Source organism: Jeotgalibacillus salarius (assembly GCF_004405125.1).
GTDB lineage: Bacteria > Bacillota > Bacilli > Bacillales > Jeotgalibacillaceae > Jeotgalibacillus > Jeotgalibacillus salarius.
Map to the genome: position 1 here is coordinate 118,455 of NZ_SORX01000001.1, position 17,933 is coordinate 136,387.

The window sequence follows — 17,933 nt, forward strand, 5'->3', positions numbered from 1 at the left end:
AGCTGTTATTTTTCAACTGACCAGTCAAGGGAATCAAGAAACTCCAGCACATCTTCATGCAGCTGTTCCTTCTCTTTATCAAGCGTAATCACGTGGCCTGACTCCTCATACCATTTCAGCTTCTTCTGATCAGTTTCGATGCCTTCAAAGATAATATTTGCTGAATCTGTATTAATCATGTGATCATGTCTTCCCTGCACAACAAAAGTCGGCGTGTAGATCATGTCCACAGAATTTCTCACATCACCGATTAACTCCTGAAGTGCCTTCAGCGTATTCATCGGCGTCTTTTCAAATTCCTTCATTTCAGCTTCAATCTGATCTTCATCTTTTTTCTCATACTTTTTAAATTCGCGGGCGTACTCTAAAACTCCTTTGTACATCACTTCTTCACTCTTAATGTACATCGGCGCACACATTGTCACGATACCCTTTACAGGAACAGTGTAACCTAACTTAAGTGAAAATACGCCTCCAAGTGAAAGTCCGGCAACTGCAATTTCTTCATAGCCCTGACTTTTCAAATGTTCGTACCCTTCCTCAACATCTTTCCACCAGTCTTTCGGTCCGGTTTTAACCAGTTCCTCAGGTGGCACGCCGTGTCCTTTATAGTGAGGGGCGTGAGATGTATAACCATTCTTTTCTAAAAAGCGGCCAAGCATTCTGACATCGGAAGAATTTCCTGTAAATCCGTGCAGCAGCAAAACCGCTCTCTTCCCGCCTTCAAATGTAAAAGGTTTAGGTAAATTCAATTTCATTTTCCGTCACTCCAATTGCAAATTCATCTTGTTCTATTTTAGTAGAAAACGCGCCGGAAAGCTATTAGAGCGCATTGTTCGTGCGGCTGAAGACACTTTGAACGGTTTGAACGTCGCAAAATCGCCGGTGACCGTCATATTCTCCTCGCTGACCGTCCGATACACCCGGGTTTACGGTAGTGAGACCCGCCGCGACGGTCGTGATACCTATTTTGACTGCAGGGTCACACGAGTTGACTGTGGCATCACATTATCTGTTTGTGCCTGATCATTAAATATCTTCAGGATTGCTAAAAATAAGTATTCTATCGCAATAACTAGAAAAGTCAGTTGAGTGGAGCGGAAGGGGGCGACTCCGGGACGATTAGAGAGAAGCTGAGACCCCGCAAGCCGCAGGCTGAGGAGGCTCAGCAAGCTCCGTCCGGAAAGCGTCCCCCCGCAGCGCAGCTCAACGTTTATATCCGCAAAACGATTTTATATAAACCATCCGCACAATTCTTACACATAAAAAATAAAAACCCGACCATCTGATCGGGTTTTGAGCATTTATTTTACCACGAAGGCAACTGCAATCGTCAATACGAAAAACAGTACCGCCAGAACGATTGTTATACGATTTAAAACAAGGTCCATCCCACGTGCTTTCTGCTTGCCGAAAAGCTGCTCCGCACCACCTGAAATAGCGCCTGACAGACCAGAACTTTTACCTGACTGCAGAAGAACCACGACGATCAACGAGATACATACTATGACTAATAAGACAGTTAATAATGTTTCCATGTGTTCCACCTCCTGAACCGACCTTACACTCGTACCATTTTATCATACGCCCATAAGGCATACAATCTTTGTTTTAGACTCAGAGTAAAAAACACTGTAATTTGTCAGATTAGTTAAAGAAGCATAGAATATAATCAAAATTGACACTTATGTCGGGAGGTTACATGATGAATGGTGCCATTCACGTTGAAAATGCTGTAAAGACTTTCAAAGGTGATATAAAAGCAGTACGAGGCGTATCTTTTGATATCGCGGAAGGGGAATTTTTTGCATTTCTCGGTCCTAATGGTGCTGGGAAATCTACTACTGTACAGTTATTGACGACCCTTTTAAAACCTACTTCCGGAAAGCTTGAAGTAGCCGGATATGATGTGAGCAAGGATCCTGAAAAGGTGCGTCTTTCGATAGGCGTTGCGCTCCAGGAAACAGGTATAGACCCCGATTTGAAAGGTAGAGAGCTGCTGGAATTTCAGGCGAGGCTATTTGGCTTCACCAAGAAAGAGGCTAAAAAAAGAGCAGATGAATTACTCGAGCTTGTCGGACTGACTGAGGATGCAGACCGCTTGAGCGGAAAATATTCCGGCGGGATGCGAAGAAGGCTTGACCTTGCAATGACACTTGTTCACCAGCCGAAAATTTTATTTCTGGATGAGCCGACAACCGGACTTGATCCAGCTAATCGTAAAGCCATCTGGCGGGAAATTAAACGACTGAATAAAGAAGAAGGCACAACGATTTTTCTGACCACACAATATTTAGAAGAAGCTGATCAGCTTGCTGACCGCATTTCGATCATTAATAAGGGTCAGATTGTTGCAACCGGAACCCCTGCTGAATTGAAAAGAACGCTGGGTCTTGATGCAGTCGTGCTGCAGTTTGATGAGGAAGAAGATGCAGTAAAAGCACAGCAGGCTGTTGCTTCACCTGATTACCAGACTGAACGGGTCAAAAACGACATCACCATTCTCACAGAAAATGGAACGTCTATTTTAGCTGATGTCATCAGAAAGCTGGATGAACAAAATTTGCATCCTGCTCAGCTGAACGTGAAGCCACCTTCACTTGATGACGTGTTTATTCAAGTGACAAACGAACAGAAAGAAGGTGATTCAATTGAATAAACAGCAGGGAAATTTCTTCTCAGACACGCTTGTTATGACAAAGCGGAGCATTGTTACGATTTTAAGAAACCCGCTTATTTTTATACCGAATCTTGCAATCAGTATGTTCTTTCTTTTCGTTTATGAAGCAGGCTTGAGCGGGATCGCGAACCTTCCTGCATTTGAAGGGGCAAATTACCTGGCATTTATTCTGCCAGTCTCTATCGTATCTGCCGCAATCGGAGGCGCTGGTGGTGCAGGTCAGGCACTTGTAAAAGATCTGGATAATGGCTTTTTCTCAAGATTGCTTCTGACCCCGAGCTCGCGGCTTGCGATTGTGCTTGGACCGATCATTGCAGGAATGCTTCAGCTAGTCATTCAGGCCGGTTTAATTATATGTGTCGGATTCTTTTTGGGGCTTGAAGTTGCCGGTGGTGCATGGGGCGTTGTCGTAGTATTATTGTTAACCCTCGGCTGGGGGCTAGCATTTGCAGGGTATTCAGTCGGGGTAGCGCTGCGTGCAAAAAATGCACAGTCTGCCCAGGCCGGAACGTTTATTTTCTTCCCGCTGATCTTTTTGAGTACCACATTCGTTCCATATGAATTGATCGACGCTGCGTGGCTGAAAGTAGCTGCAACGATTAATCCTGTCACTTACTTATTTGAAGCGATGCGGACCGTCTTAATTGATGGCTTTACTGATACGTGGCCCATCGTATTAGGCTTCATTGTGATTGCTGTTCTTTGTGCTATTACGATTACGTTCTCAGCTGTTTCGGCGAAAAAAGCAGTAAGTACGGATTGAAAAAAGCGGCTGCTTCGCACGGCAGCCGCTTTTTTTATACATGCTCGTATGTCTTACAGTCTGTTTCATCACTCGAATCCGCACGTCCTTTATGTGGTGCTACATGAATCTTAGGCGCACCGCATCTGACACCTTCTTTGTTAAATTTGCAGCTGTTCACTTCGCACATAATCATTTGTTCCATCAAAAGCCCCTCCTTCTTTTGGAGAATCAAATACTGCCATGGCATTCATATTCTAATAATATCTAACAAAAAACCGAAAAGTAAACTGAATATTATTTTTATTCAGTTTACTTTTCGGTTATATCTATTATATCCGTCCCCCTCTTTTCTAAACATTTAAAAACCCTCCCTGCTTTTATCTGCGGGAGGATCTATCAAATACACTTAAGATGTAGCTATCTATAGACACTGTCACAAGTATTCGCCTGCGGTTCGTAATAACAATGAAGTTTAAATTGTCCCGCAAACGGCTGACCATACCACGTTGGAGGGCAAGGCGCATAAGGATTAAAATACCAAAGCGCGTATTTAGAAGGGTGCTGCCTCCAGGACTTCACCACCCGCCGCGCTAACTCTCTCTCTAAATCTCTTGCAGGACTATAGAATAGATTACCTTTTTGCACTGCTTCAAAAGAATAATTTCCACCCTGGATTTGAAAAATCACATCGTTTATATTTCTGACGTCTCTGAAATCCAGACAATCCGCTACTGCTCGGTTGATTATGACATTCCCAACCATCAGCATTCCTAATTTCCCTTCACCCTCAGCTTCTGCCCTCATCATCCTTGCAATTAAATCAATATCCTTACTCGTATGTTTAACTCTCGTCACAATCTTCACCTCTACATCATTGTATGAAAAAGGCTTTGAAAGATGTCATTATCGGGGGCTCACCGGGGAAGGTGTAGGTGCTGCATTTAGAATCATTACACAAACCTATCAGTGGACACCGTCCTACTGTACCGCAAAAAAATCCCCCCTGCCATGACAGCAGAGAGGATTCGTTGTTATTTGTTTAAGTTATAGAAAGTTTTAACGCCAAGGTACTGTCCAGTTGCAGCCAGCTGATCTTCGATACGAAGAAGCTGATTGTATTTCGCAACACGGTCTGTACGTGATGGAGCACCAGTCTTGATTTGACCAGCATTTGTTGCAACTGCGATATCAGCGATTGTTGCATCTTCTGTTTCACCAGAACGGTGAGAGATAACAGCAGTGTAACCTGCGCGCTTCGCCATTTCGATTGCATCAAATGTTTCAGTCAGTGTACCAATCTGGTTCACTTTGATCAGGATTGAGTTACCAATTCCCTGCTCAATTCCGCGTGATAGCTTTTCAGTGTTTGTAACGAACAGATCGTCACCAACAAGCTGAACTTTATCACCGATCTTTTCAGTCAACAGCTTGAAACCGTCCCAGTCGTTTTCATCAAGGCCATCCTCGATTGATACGATTGGATACTTGTCAGCCATTTCTGCATACCAGTCAACCATTTCTTCTGAAGACTTCACAACGCCTTCTCCAGAGAGGTGGTATTTACCATCTTCTTTATTGAAGATTTCAGAAGCCGCTACGTCCATTGCAAGAAGAACTTGTTCTCCCGGCTTGTAACCAGCTTTTTCAATTGCTTCAATAATTGTAGAAAGTGCTTCTTCATTTGAACCAAGGTCAGGAGCAAATCCACCTTCGTCACCAACAGCTGTGTTAAGACCTTTGTCTTTAAGAACTGATTTTAGTGAGTGGAAAATTTCTGCACCCATACGAAGTCCTTCACGGAATGTTTCAGCGCCTACAGGCATAACCATGAATTCCTGAATGTCTACGTTATTATCAGCGTGCTCTCCGCCGTTAAGGATGTTCATCATTGGAACTGGAAGCTGCTTCGCGTTGAATCCGCCAAGGTACTGATAAAGTGGTACATCAAGGTAGTCAGCTGCAGCATGTGCTACTGCCATAGAAACACCAAGAATTGCGTTTGCGCCTAATTTACCTTTATTTTCAGTGCCATCAAGCTCGATCATTGCATGGTCGATTGATACCTGGTCAAGTACTGAATAGCTGTCGATTAGTTCTGGCGCGATTACGTTATTTACGTTCTCAACTGCTTTAAGAACACCTTTACCCAGGTAACGGTCTTTGTCACCGTCACGAAGTTCTACTGCTTCATATTCACCTGTTGAAGCACCTGATGGTACAAGTGCACGGCCAAATGCGCCGCCTTCAGTGTAAACTTCAACTTCTACTGTTGGATTACCGCGTGAATCGATTACTTCACGTGCGTATACATCTACGATAAATGGCATGTTAAAATCTCTCCTCTTTTAAATGATTTTTCGGGATAAATTAATTTCAATACTTGAGCCGTTGATTTCCGCTCCAGGGGGGAACGCTTTCCGCATGAGCCGCTTTTGGCTCCGGTTCAATCGGACCTCCTCGACGCTGCGCGTCTGCGGGGTCTCACCTGTCACGCTTCTCCTGCTGGAGTCGTCCCCCCTTCCGCTACAATCAACTAGGTGCAAATATTTTGTTAGTAAAAGCTAATTTACAGGCCGGAAGTTACACTGCTTTATTAACTTGTTTACTTAAATAGGTTTATTCTTGATACAAAGTCCGGAAAAGTCTCTGTATCTTTTATGAAAGTGTTACTCAGCTGATCGGAGCGGAAGGCGGCGACTCCGGGACGATTAGTTGGAAGCTGAGACCCCACAGCCGAAGGCGAGGAGGCTCAGCAACAACCGTCCGGAAAGCGTCCGCCTGAAGCGCAGATCAGCGATTATCAGCAGTCAACTACTTCTTAATAAGTGACTCACCAGTCATTTCTTCAGGCTTTTCAACCTTCATTAAATCAAGCATAGTCGGTGCAAGGTCGCCGAGCATTCCGCCTTCGCGAAGCTCCGCGTCTTCCTTTGTTACAATCACCGGTACAGGATTTGTTGTGTGAGCAGTCATCGGCTTATCTTCTGAAGTTATTACCTCATCAGAGTTACCATGGTCTGCTGTGATAATGGCATGTCCACCTTTTTCGTGAATCAGATCAACGATTTTGCCAAGACATTCGTCTACAGTTTCAATCGCTTTAATTGTTGGCTCGAGCATACCGCTGTGACCAACCATATCCGGATTCGCAAAGTTCAGCAGAATCGCATCAAATCGGTCTTCATTGATTGCATCAAGTAACGCGTCCGTTACTTCATATGCACTCATTTCAGGCTTCAGATCGTACGTAGCCACTTTAGGTGAATCAATCAGAATTCGCTCTTCGCCCGGGAATTTCTCTTCACGGCCGCCGCTCATAAAGAACGTAACGTGAGGAAATTTTTCCGTTTCAGCAATACGCAGCTGCGTAAGGCCCTGAGATGAAAGCACTTCACCGATTGTGTTTTTCAGATCCTCTGATTTAAACGCAACATCAGCACGCACTTTATCACTGTAATGTGTGAAGCTGACGAATTGCAGATTTTCAGGTTTGTTCGGACCAAGATCAAATCCTTTAAAATCAGGATTTGTTAAAGCTGATGACATTTGAATTGCACGGTCAGGCCGGAAGTTGAAGAAAATAACTGAATCCTGACTTTCAATTCTGCCGACAGGTTCGCCGTCTTTTTCAACTACAAATGGAATAACAAACTCATCATACACTTCTTCGTTATATGATGCCTGAACACCTTCTTCAGCTGAACTAAATGAAGGACCAGTACCGTCAACCATCACATGATAAGACTTTTCAACGCGTTCCCACCGGTTGTCACGGTCCATCGCATAATAACGGCCGGAAATCGAAGCGAACTCACCAACGCCGATCTCTTTCATTCTTGCTTCAGCATCCGCAATATACTGAAGACCAGATGAAGGAGCAACGTCGCGTCCATCTAAAAATCCGTGAACATACACTTTAGTCAAACCTGACTCTTTTGCAAGTTCAAGCAATGCAAAGAGGTGTTCGTAGTGACTGTGTACGCCGCCGTCAGAAAGCAGCCCCATGATGTGAAGGGCTTTGTTGTGACGCTTGGCATTATCAACTGCACGAAGGAATTCCGGGATAGAGTGAAACTCCTTGTCACGAATTGAAATGTTAATGCGCGTCAAATTCTGATATACCGTACGCCCTGCGCCGATATTTAAGTGACCGACTTCTGAGTTACCCATTTGCCCATCCGGAAGTCCAACAGCTTCACCGCATGCTGTCAGTGTATTATGGGGAAAGGTTTCCCAGTAACGGTCAAAATTAGGTTTCTTTGACTGTGCAACTGCATTTCCTTTAGATTCAGCCCGCAATGCAAAACCATCAAGGATTATTAAAGCAACTGGCGCTTTACGCATTTGCGCCAGCCTCCACAAGTGCAAGGAATGAATCTGCTTCAAGGCTTGCACCGCCGACAAGTGCTCCGTCAATATCGCTCTGTGCCATGTACTCTTCGATGTTAGCAGGTTTTACGCTGCCGCCATACTGAATACGAACTGCGTCAGCAGCTTCTTGTGACACAACTGATGCAACAACTGAACGGATGTGTGCACATACTTCATTCGCATCTTCTGCAGTTGAAGATTTACCAGTGCCGATTGCCCAGATAGGCTCGTATGCAATCACTGTCTGTTTTACCTGATCTTCAGATAATCCTTCAAGTGCAGCCTTCACCTGTCCGCCGACAAAGTCTTTTGTTTCATTGTTTTCACGCTGTTCAAGTGATTCACCTACACACACGATCGGTGTAAGGCTGTGCTTGAAAGCAGCATGTGTCTTCTTGTTCACTGATTCATCCGTTTCATTGAACATGTCACGGCGTTCAGAGTGTCCAAGAACGACATATTGTACCCCAATGTCTTTTAAAGCTACAGGGCTGATTTCACCTGTAAATGCTCCATTTTCCTCGAAGTGCATGTTCTGTGCACCAATCGCAGCATCAGAGTCATGAGTTAAATCAACCAGATGTGCTAAAAATAGTGCCGGTGAACAGATTACAGCATCTACCTTCTCATTTGAAGGTACTTTAGAAGCAACTTCTTCAGTAAAAGCTCTTGCTTCAGATGCTGTTTTATTCATTTTCCAGTTTCCTGCAATAATTGGTTTACGCATGTTAAAACATCCTTTCCTGGTTTACTTATCGTTTAGTGCGACAACGCCTGGAAGATCTTTCCCTTCCATAAACTCAAGAGAGGCACCGCCACCTGTTGAGATATGACTCATCTGATCAGCCATGCCGAATTTCTCGACTGCTGCTGCTGAGTCTCCTCCACCGATGACAGAATATGTATCCTGTGCATCAGCAAGGGCCTGTCCTACAGCTTTTGTACCATTCGCAAATGATTCAAGTTCAAATACTCCCATAGGTCCATTCCAGATAACCAGTTTAGACTGAAGGATTACGTCTCGGTACAATTCGCGTGTTTTCGGTCCGATATCAAGACCTTCCCAGTCTGACGGGATTTCATCGACTGAAACTTCTTTAATATTGGCATCGTTTGAGAAATCATCCGCTACCACGATATCGACCGGCATATAGAACTTCACGCCTTTGTCTTCTGCTTTTTTCATAAATTGTTTGGCAAGATCAATCTTGTCTTCTTCTAAAAGAGACTTACCAACTTCATGACCCTGTGCCTTCACGAATGTGTAAGCAAGTCCGCCACCAATAATCAGGTTGTCCACTTTATCAAGAAGGTGATCAATGACACCGATTTTATCTTTCACTTTCGCTCCGCCAATAATTGCTGTAAACGGACGCTCCGGATTAGATAAAGCTTTTCCTAATACATCAAGCTCTTTCTCCATCAGCAGACCTGATACAGCCGGAAGATGTTCTGCAATTCCTGCAGTTGAAGCGTGTGCACGGTGTGCTGCTCCGAATGCATCATTTACATACACATCAGCAAGGCTTGCAAACTGCTTCGCAAGTTCAGCATCGTTCTTTTCCTCACCAGGATAGAAGCGCACATTTTCAAGAACGAGAACGTCCCCTTCCTCAAGAGAAGATACTGCTGCTTCAGCTTTCTCACCGTATGCTTCATCAACTGTTTTCACGTCTTTTCCAATCAGTGAAGACAGGTGCTTTGCAACAGGCGCGAGACGAAGTTCTTCAACAACTTCACCCTTTGGACGTCCAAGGTGGCTAGCTAAAATCACCTTAGCTCCAGCTTCTGTTAAAAACTTAATCGTAGGAAGTGCTGCGCGCACGCGTGTATCATCTGATACTTCGCCGTCCTTCATTGGAACGTTAAAGTCTACGCGACAGAATACCCGTTGTCCTTTAAGATCAACATCTTTTACGCTTTTCTTGTTCATTGAGTACAGGCCTCCTTCAAATGATTGGCAAGCAGATGAAAAAAGGGAGTGGGGATCATTCCCCTCTCCCCATTTCACCCTCTTATTATAAGGGATGACCGGTCGAAAGACCAATCATACTCTTTATAAATTCCGGACTTCTTACAGTCCTTTTTTAGCCATGTAAGCAGCTAAGTCTACGCAACGGTTTGAGTAACCAGTTTCGTTGTCGTACCAAGAAAGTACTTTTACCATGTTGTCTTCAAGAACCATAGTAGAAAGACCATCTACGATTGAAGAGTTTGTGTTGCCATTGTAGTCAGTTGATACAAGTGGCTCGTCGCTGTATGCAAGGATTCCTTTAAGGTCGCCTTCTGCAGCTTCTTTAAGTGCAGCATTGATTTCATCAGCTGTTACGTTCTGACCAAGTTCAACTACAAGGTCAACTAGTGATACGTTTGGCGTTGGTACACGCATAGCCATACCGTTCAGCTTGCCTTCAAGTTCTGGAAGTACAAGAGATACTGCTTTTGCAGCTCCAGTTGAAGTTGGGATGATGTTTTCAGCAGCTGCACGCGCACGACGGTAGTCTTTGTGTGGCAGGTCAAGAATCTGCTGGTCATTTGTGTATGAGTGAACTGTCGTCATCATACCGCGCTTGATACCGAACTTGTCGTTAAGAACCTTAGCATATGGTGCAAGGCAGTTCGTTGTACAAGAAGCGTTTGAAATAACATTGTGGCTAGCAGGGTCATACTTGTCTTCGTTAACACCCATAACAACTGTAAGGTCTTCACCGTTAGCTGGTGCAGAGATGATAACTTTCTTCGCTCCGCCTTCAAGGTGCTTAGCAGCAGCTTCACCTTTAGTAAAGATACCAGTTGATTCGATTACGATCTCAACACCAAGCTCGCCCCATGGAAGGTTCGCAGGGTCACGTTCAGCAAGTACTTTTACTTTTTGACCGTCAATGAGAAGGTTGTCGTCTCCATCAACTTCTACTTTCTGATCAAGTTTGCCGTGAACTGAATCATACTGTAGAAGGTGTGCAAGCATATTAGCATCAGTAAGGTCGTTTACTGCTACAACCTCTACTTCCGGGTTGTTAAGTGCTGCACGGTATACGTTACGTCCGATACGTCCAAATCCGTTAATTCCAATTTTCACTGTCATGAATAATTCCTCCTTAAGATGTTTGGGGATGGTGCTTTATATATTTTAAAAGGGCTTAGCCTTTCAAAAGCTCTTTTGCTGCTCCTTCATCTGTAATCAGAGTCGAAGAAGTTTGAGGCGCTCCTTTAAAGTAAGCGCGGATTGCCTGTGCCTTGGAATGTCCTCCGGCAACAGCAAATACATTAGGTACGTTGCCCAGATCTTTCAGCTGAAGTCCGATGGTTTTCACCTTGTGGACAATGTTGCCCTCAACGTCAAAATAATAACCAAATGCTTCGCCTACAGCCTGTCCGTGTGAAATCGTATGGAAATGCTCTTCAGTTGTGTGACGGCGTTTCGCCATTGTAAAAGCATCACCGATTCCGTGAAGGACGATATCTGCTGAAGTAATAAGTGACATCACTTCTTTAATGGCAGGTTCTTTTGTAATCGATTCGTACACTTCCCGGCTGACCTGGTCAGGCACATATAATACTCTGTGCTTTGCACCGGATTTCATGGCCATTGTCGAGCAGATTGTATTCGCCTGATTTTGTACGTCCTCACCGATACCGCCCCGCGCTGGAACAAATAAAGTTTCAGGTGTGGCAAAATCCGGTGTCAGCATGCCCGCAACTGCAGACATGGTCGTACCGCCGGTCACTGCAACGATTGTGTCTGTGCCGATATAAGGCTTCATACTTTGAATCGCTGCGCGGCCAAGCTCTTCCTTTACCCATGGCGAATCGTCACTGTCACCCGGGACAATCATAACCTCTTTTACTTTCAGCATTTCTTTTAATGAATGCTCCATTAAGGTTATACCCGAAATCTCATTGATCATGCGTTCAAGCGGAATAAGGATTTCCATTCCTTCTCTTGTCAGGCTCATGCCTGAAGAATGAATCGTTAGAAGATCCTGAGCATTCAGCTGCTCGACCTCTTTCCTTAATACACGCTCCGTCATACCAAGAGACTGCGCAAGACTTCTTCTGCCAACAGGCTGCAAGAACCTGACAGACCTTAAAACCTGGTACTTCAATTGAATTTTCTCTAGCAGGTCAGGCACCAGACGCTTTTGGATGTCAATTATGTTTGGCATATCAAAGCTCCTTTTTAGTGAATAAGCACTTCATAGCCGGGCAATGATATTCCTGACATCGAAGTGTTCCTGGTCATTTTTTGTCCCACATAGACATTTTATGTCCCATCCGGATCAAAAAAAAGATTCCTGCTACATCTCTAATCATAGCAATGTTCTTATAACGTTTCAAGAAATAAAGTCAAGACTTTTTTTGAAAACGTTTACTTATTGTCACAAAATCTATCCGTCCGGCCTGGATGATCTCACCATCTGCCTCCACTACCGGAATCATCAGTCCATACTTCTCTGTCCATTCGTCAGACGTATCAATATCACGTTCTTCTATTTCAAAGCCGTGATCTTCCTGCGCAAGCTCAAGCATTAACTTTCCTTCATCACATAAGCCGCAGTTTTTGCGTGTGTAGTAGTGTACAATCATTTGGTTCACCTCGGGGTTTGATAGATTTTATTATAATTGGAAAAAAGGGTGATGGACAACTGAAACTTGGATTAGTACCGACACGCACGGGGCTTAATACCAACACGCCGTGTGTTTGTACCACGTAAAGTGAGATCACGACCACAACTGCTGAGATAAGTACAACTAACACCGCAGATACGACCCCAGCCCACAATTTATCAATACAAAAAACCGATCCCCCATTTAGAGAGACCGGCTAATCGCATTAATTATTTACCATCTTCAGCAAGCTTGTTGCGATCCATGATCTGGTCAACAAGACCATATTCAAGCGCGCGCTCTGCTGTCATGAAGTTATCACGGTCAGTGTCTTTAGAGATTGTTTCGTAATCCTGACCAGTGCGCTCAGCAAGAATCTTATTCAGCTTTTCACGAAGGAACAGGATACGCTTAGCAGCAATATCAATTTCAGTTGCCTGTCCCTGTGCGCCGCCAAGTGGCTGGTGGATCATTACTTCAGCGTTAGGAAGTGCGTAGCGGTGACCCTTTTCGCCTGCAGCTAGAAGGAATGCACCCATTGATGCTGCCATACCGATGCAGATCGTGTGTACTTTCGGCTTAATGAATTGCATTGTATCGTAAATTGCCATACCCGCTGTGATACTTCCACCCGGGCTGTTAATGTAAAGGTAGATATCTTTATCAGGATTGTCAGCTTCTAAGAATAGCAGCTGTGATACGATTGAATTCGCAACGTTATCATCAATTCCACTGCCGAGCATAACAATACGGTCTTTCAGCAAACGTGAATAAATATCATACGCACGCTCACCGCGGTTAGTCTGTTCAATTACTGTTGGAATTAAGTTCATTTAAAAATCCTCCTTTAACAATCTAGTGGTTGTGTTGCATCAATATGTACTGTCATCTTACAATGAAGGTCAAACAAGGTCAAACAAAATGACTTATTCTTTCTTCCTTTCATCATACCCATCTGAGTGCCTAATTAACAAGTCTAAACCATCTTCTTACCTTATAAAACTTCTCTTGCAATCCTAAAACTCCTTTATTATAATAGAAAAGCATCGTTAAACCATGCCCTCGTAGTTTAATGGATATGACGCAAGATTCCGGTTCTTGAGATAGGGGTTCGATTCCCTTCGAGGGCGCTAAGCCTGGCCGATCACTCTGATGAGTGGTCGGCTTTTTTAATTGCACTTAAAAGCATATGCTCTTTTATTATTTTAAATGTTGCAATATCTTCTGGAGAAGTAGCGATACACCCGGATTGATGTGCGTATATGTACTGGTGAGCGTGCTATTCGCGCCGGCGACAGTCGTATTCTGCCCCGTGATCGTCGTTTCCGCTCCGCTGACCGTCGTACCCAGCCCCTCGATCGTCGTTTCCACACATCTCGACCGTCATATCAGGCTCAGTGACCGTCTTTTCACTGTAATCGACCGTTACCATCTCTCCACTCACAGCTTTTTAAGGTGAAAAATCCCTCCCCGGCAATAAACCGAAAAGGGTCCTCGTTAGTTCGCTTCTTCTACATATGCTGCAAGCGTTTGCATTGCAGCGTCTTCGTCAGCGCCATCTGTAATAAGTGTAAAGCTTTCACCGGTACTGAGCGCAAGACTCATCAAGCCCATAATACTCTTGGCGTTTACTTTCTTGTTTTCTTTTTGAATATACACATCTGATTGAAACTTTGTAGCTTCCTGAACAAACATGGATGCAGGACGTGCCTGCAATCCATTTTTCAACTTTACCGTTACCTCTTTTTGCTGCATCTGATCTCCCCCTGTCTCAAATTAATTTCCTACCATTTCATTCTTACGTAATTTTTCAGCAATCTGATCAATTTTTCTTAGACGGTGATTAATACCGGACTTGCTGACAGCGCCGCCGGAAACCATTTCTCCAAGTTCTTTCAATGTCACGTCCTGATAAGCCACTCTGAGTTCTGCAATTTCCCGCAGCTTGTCTGGTAAAACACTAAGGCCCGCCGTACGTTCAATAAAACGGATGTTTTCAACCTGGCGAAGCGCTGCACCGATTGTTTTGTTCAGGTTGGCTGTTTCACAGTTCACAAGGCGATTCACCGAGTTCCTCATATCTCTGACGATCCGCACGTCCTCAAATCTGAGAAGTGCCTGGTGAGCACCAATCAGGCTGAAAAATTCGGTGATTTTCTCAGCTTCTTTTAAATAAGTGATAAAGCCTTTTTTCCGCTCTATTGTTTTACTGTTCAAATCAAACTGGTTCATCAGATTAGCCAGCGAATCGTTATGCTCTTCATACAGTGTAAAGATTTCAAGATGGTAAGACGACGTTTCCGGATTATTGACAGATCCACCCGCGAGAAATGCACCTCTCAGGTATGCACGCTGGCAGCACTTTTTACCGATTGTCGCTGGTGAAATATTGTGATTCAGGCGGAAGCCTTCACCGAGTATATTGAGATCTTCCAGGATCGCACGTGCCTGTTCCACGATTCTTACGATATATACATTATTTTTCTTCAGACGCATTTTTTTGCGGACCAGTAACTCAACCTGAACCGTGTAACTTTTCTTTATTAAAGTATAAATTCTGCGGGCAATTGCCGCATTTTCTGTTTGTATATTCACCACTAAAACTTTGTTTGAAAAAGACAGCGATCCATTCATTCTAATCAGCGCAGCGAGCTCCGCTTTTGAACAGCATTCATTTGCCTCAATCTGGGTGAGTTCTTTTTTCGTTTCTGACGCAAACGACATTTGTCTTTTCCGCCTCCCTCTTTCTCTAACTACGCGAACTGATCTGTTGAACCAGTCATTAAGCGAACAACAATTTCTGCGACACGATCTGTATCATGTCGTATAAGTCCTTCGCGATTAATAATTATTTTATCATAAACCACTTGAAGTCCGAGTCCTTTTAACCGATCCACATCAAATTTTACCGGCTCCGCCATTTCTTTATCATAAAGTGAACGGATCTCTGCCGGAACGTCTTCATTATTAACGAGCACATAGTCCATAAATTGTTCTCCCATGTGCTGATAAATCGCTTCAACATGCTGTGAGGCTGTATAATTCAGTGTTTCACCGGCCTGTGTCATCAGGTTGCAAATATAAACCTTCGGCGCACTGCTCTTTAATACGGCACTGCCGATTTCTTCTACAAGAAGGTTGGGCAAAATGCTCGTGTACAGGGAGCCCGGTCCTATAATAATCATATCTGCTTCCTCTATTGCTTCAACAGCCTTCGGAAGTGCTTCCACATGCTTAGGGGATAAAAACACGCGGCTAATTTTCTTACCGCTGAATGGAATTTTCGATTCACCTTTAATAATTGTGCCATCTTCCATTTCAGCTGAAAGTACAATGCTCTGATTGGCAGATGGAAGCACACGCCCTCTGACATTCAGCACTTTGCTCATTTCCTCTATACCGTGTGCAAAATCACCGGTAATTGAAGCCATTGCTGCAATGATTAAGTTCCCCAGTGAATGACCACTTAATTCGTTTTTGCTCGCAAATCTGTACTGAAACATCTCTTCTACCAGCGGTTCAACATCAGACAATGCTGCAATTACATTTCTAATATCTCCTGGAGGCGGAATTTTCAGGTCGTCCCTGATTCTTCCCGAGCTGCCTCCATCATCCGCTACGGTTACAATTGCCGTAAGATCCAGCGGGTGGTGCTTCAGCCCGCGGAGCAGAACAGACAGGCCTGTTCCGCCACCGATCACGACAACTTTACCGTTGCTTTTCGGAGTAGTCATGTCTTAGGCAATCCTTGCTTTTTATGAATATCGCGGTGGGTAATCTGAGTATGATAGTCTTTGGCAAATGCGCGTGCGATTTGTTCAGTCAGCGCTACAGAACGGTGTTGACCGCCTGTACAGCCGATTGCAATCACAAGCTGACTTTTGCCTTCACGTTTGTAATGTGGAAGCATGAACTGCAGCAGATCAACCGTTTTTTCTAAAAACTTTTTTGTCTCTGTCCATTTCATTACATACTCAGATACTTCTTCATCCAGGCCTGTCTGGGCTCTCATATGATCAATATAATGCGGATTCGGAAGGAATCTCACATCAAATACCAGGTCAGCATCAATTGGAAGTCCATGTTTGAACCCAAAAGACATGACGTTCACTGTAAATAAAGACTGCTTGTTCACCGAAAACTCCTGGAGAATTTTCTCGCGCAGCTCTCTCGGTTTTAAATTCGACGTATTGTAAATGGTCTGCGCACGTCCTTTAAGCTCTGCCAAAAGCAGTCTTTCCTGCTTAATACCATCCATCGGCAGCCCTTCAGGTGCCAGTGGATGGGAACGGCGTGTTTCTTTGTATCGTCTCACAAGTGCCTGATCATCTGCTTCTAAAAAGAGAATGCGGGGCTTCAGCAGTTCATCTTTATCAAATCGATCCAGTGCCTGAAAAAGTGAGTCAAAAAATTCACGCCCTCTTAAATCCATGACCACTGCCACACGGTTCATCTTATCCCCTGATTCTTTCATCAGTTCAAGAAACTTAGGCAGTAAAGTGGGAGGCAGATTATCTACACAGAAAAAACCCAGATCTTCGAAACTTTGAATGGCGACTGTTTTTCCTGCTCCCGACATCCCTGTAATAATCACTAATTCCATATCTGTTGACATCATGACACTCCCTCTCAGCTTGGATCCAGACGATAAGATAGAAGCTCAAAATCCTTTGTATATGTGAATGTGCCATATATAACGCCCTGGCCATGAATCACATACTCAAGAATATGCCGGTCTCCTTCAGCCATATCAAGTGACTGAACCGCTTCAACAGGCTGCCACTGTAGAATACCTTCCGGCGACTCATCCAGAAGAAGACCATCAGCATCTGTTGCCAGAAACGTAAACATCATCCACTCTGAAATCACTTCATTACCTTCTTTAATAATAAACGTAAAAATTCCTTTAATTTCAGGATTTTTTACATAAAAACCTGTTTCTTCTCTGTATTCTCTAATACAGGCATCTCTGATTGACTCCCCCGGCTCCATCTTACCGCCCGGAGCTACCCACCAGTCTCTTCTCGGCTTTTGGAGAAGCAGCGCCTGATTATCTTTTATATAGACACAATTTGTAATTCTTTGCATTTTATCACCTGCTCATTTTTAGCTCATTCATTTCATTATACATGGTTTCAAAGGCTCTCACAATGAAGCCGTACCGACTCCTTCTCTATCTGTATGCAAATCTCCTTTTCTGTATGAAAACAAAAAAAGGGCACGGACCTATTCGGGGTCCGTGCCAAAAAATATATAGTAAAAGGGGGTCAATTACTTATGGTCTTACTATACCCACTAATTGTTGCATAGCCATTACAGTTTGGTAACGATTAGATAAAGATTTGGTTATTGAAATTATCTTTATCTAAGGTGGCTGTTGATTTCCGCTTCAGGGGGATGCTTTCCACGCGGCCGGCGGTGAGCCTCCTCATCGCTTCGCGCCTGCGGGGTCTCACCTGTCCGGCTTATCGCGTTGGAGTCACCACCTTCCGCTTCGATCAACTCAGTGCAAATTCAAAAATAAAATTT

The 17,933-nt window shown here is 44.0% G+C and carries 19 protein-coding genes and 1 tRNA gene; 3 read left to right on the plus strand and 17 right to left on the minus strand.

Translation table 11 applies throughout. The features are described from left to right. Window positions 1-5 precede the first annotated feature (5 nt). A complete protein-coding gene (locus tag E2626_RS00575) occupies window positions 6-758 on the minus strand; it encodes an alpha/beta hydrolase (protein ID WP_134378562.1) in 753 nt (250 codons plus the stop codon). Between the two features lie 546 nt (window positions 759-1,304). Then, window positions 1,305-1,538, minus strand: a complete 234-nt coding sequence (gene secG / locus E2626_RS00580) for a preprotein translocase subunit SecG (RefSeq protein WP_134378564.1) — start codon at window positions 1,536-1,538, stop codon at window positions 1,305-1,307. 167 nt (window positions 1,539-1,705) lie between these two features. Between secG and E2626_RS00585 the strand changes: the two genes are divergently transcribed. Further along, window positions 1,706-2,659, plus strand: a complete 954-nt coding sequence (locus tag E2626_RS00585) for an ATP-binding cassette domain-containing protein (protein ID WP_134378566.1) — start codon at window positions 1,706-1,708, stop codon at window positions 2,657-2,659. After that, a complete protein-coding gene (locus E2626_RS00590) occupies window positions 2,652-3,443 on the plus strand; it encodes an ABC transporter permease (RefSeq protein WP_244094214.1) in 792 nt (263 codons plus the stop codon). The genes E2626_RS00585 and E2626_RS00590 overlap by 8 nt, the downstream gene beginning before the upstream one ends. A 34-nt stretch (window positions 3,444-3,477) precedes the next feature. Here the strand turns inward: E2626_RS00590 and E2626_RS00595 are convergent, their stop codons facing one another. From E2626_RS00595 to clpP, 10 genes are all read right to left on the minus strand, one after another. Then, entirely contained in the window at window positions 3,478-3,627 is a 150-nt protein-coding gene (locus E2626_RS00595) for a DUF1540 domain-containing protein (RefSeq protein ID WP_134378568.1), read from the minus strand. A gap of 215 nt (window positions 3,628-3,842) precedes the next feature. After that, window positions 3,843-4,280, minus strand: coding sequence for a cell wall hydrolase (locus E2626_RS00600; protein WP_134378570.1), 438 nt, complete (start codon window positions 4,278-4,280; stop codon window positions 3,843-3,845). A 176-nt stretch (window positions 4,281-4,456) separates the two neighbouring features. Further along, window positions 4,457-5,752, minus strand: a complete 1,296-nt coding sequence (gene eno, locus E2626_RS00605; protein WP_134378572.1) for a phosphopyruvate hydratase — start codon at window positions 5,750-5,752, stop codon at window positions 4,457-4,459. Between the two features lie 484 nt (window positions 5,753-6,236). Continuing rightward, entirely contained in the window at window positions 6,237-7,769 is a 1,533-nt protein-coding gene (gene gpmI, locus E2626_RS00610; RefSeq protein WP_134378574.1) for a 2,3-bisphosphoglycerate-independent phosphoglycerate mutase, read from the minus strand. Further along, a complete protein-coding gene (tpiA, locus tag E2626_RS00615; protein WP_134378576.1) occupies window positions 7,762-8,523 on the minus strand; it encodes a triose-phosphate isomerase in 762 nt (253 codons plus the stop codon). Before tpiA ends, gpmI begins: the two co-directional genes overlap by 8 nt. 21 nt (window positions 8,524-8,544) lie before the next feature. Beyond that, window positions 8,545-9,729, minus strand: coding sequence for a phosphoglycerate kinase (locus E2626_RS00620; RefSeq protein ID WP_134378578.1), 1,185 nt, complete (start codon window positions 9,727-9,729; stop codon window positions 8,545-8,547). 141 nt (window positions 9,730-9,870) lie between these two features. After that, window positions 9,871-10,881 (minus strand): type I glyceraldehyde-3-phosphate dehydrogenase, encoded by a 1,011-nt coding sequence (gene gap / locus E2626_RS00625; protein ID WP_134378580.1) that lies wholly within the window; start codon window positions 10,879-10,881, stop codon window positions 9,871-9,873. Between the two features lie 55 nt (window positions 10,882-10,936). After that, window positions 10,937-11,962: a sugar-binding transcriptional regulator gene (locus E2626_RS00630; protein WP_134378582.1), complete on the minus strand. Its 1,026-nt coding sequence runs from the start codon at window positions 11,960-11,962 to the stop codon at window positions 10,937-10,939. A gap of 181 nt (window positions 11,963-12,143) precedes the next feature. After that, window positions 12,144-12,383 carry a glutaredoxin family protein gene (locus E2626_RS00635; RefSeq protein ID WP_134379297.1) on the minus strand — a complete coding sequence of 80 codons (240 nt, stop codon included), beginning with the start codon at window positions 12,381-12,383 and terminating at the stop codon, window positions 12,144-12,146. 251 nt (window positions 12,384-12,634) lie between these two features. Continuing rightward, on the minus strand, window positions 12,635-13,237 hold the full coding sequence (gene clpP, locus E2626_RS00640; RefSeq protein ID WP_134378584.1) for an ATP-dependent Clp endopeptidase proteolytic subunit ClpP: 603 nt from the start codon (window positions 13,235-13,237) through the stop codon (window positions 12,635-12,637). Between the two features lie 225 nt (window positions 13,238-13,462). Here clpP and E2626_RS00645 point away from each other — a divergent pair. Next, window positions 13,463-13,534 (plus strand) — tRNA-Arg (locus E2626_RS00645). A gap of 367 nt (window positions 13,535-13,901) precedes the next feature. On the opposite strand, the gene E2626_RS00650 is transcribed toward E2626_RS00645, so the two are convergent. Genes E2626_RS00650 through E2626_RS00670 form a run of 5 tightly spaced genes read right to left on the minus strand, consistent with a single transcriptional unit; the run spans window position 13,902 to window position 17,492 of the window. Further along, a complete protein-coding gene (locus E2626_RS00650) occupies window positions 13,902-14,159 on the minus strand; it encodes an HPr family phosphocarrier protein (protein WP_134378586.1) in 258 nt (85 codons plus the stop codon). A gap of 21 nt (window positions 14,160-14,180) precedes the next feature. Continuing rightward, a complete protein-coding gene (gene whiA / locus E2626_RS00655) occupies window positions 14,181-15,128 on the minus strand; it encodes a DNA-binding protein WhiA (protein ID WP_134378588.1) in 948 nt (315 codons plus the stop codon). A 29-nt stretch (window positions 15,129-15,157) separates the two neighbouring features. Next, on the minus strand, window positions 15,158-16,138 hold the full coding sequence (locus E2626_RS00660; RefSeq protein ID WP_134378590.1) for a gluconeogenesis factor YvcK family protein: 981 nt from the start codon (window positions 16,136-16,138) through the stop codon (window positions 15,158-15,160). Beyond that, complete coding sequence (rapZ, locus tag E2626_RS00665) at window positions 16,135-17,019, minus strand: RNase adapter RapZ (protein WP_134378592.1); 885 nt, start codon at window positions 17,017-17,019, stop codon at window positions 16,135-16,137. The genes E2626_RS00660 and rapZ overlap by 4 nt, the downstream gene beginning before the upstream one ends. A gap of 14 nt (window positions 17,020-17,033) precedes the next feature. Next, window positions 17,034-17,492 (minus strand): NUDIX hydrolase, encoded by a 459-nt coding sequence (locus tag E2626_RS00670; RefSeq protein WP_134378594.1) that lies wholly within the window; start codon window positions 17,490-17,492, stop codon window positions 17,034-17,036. Between the last annotated feature and the right edge of the window lie 441 nt (window positions 17,493-17,933).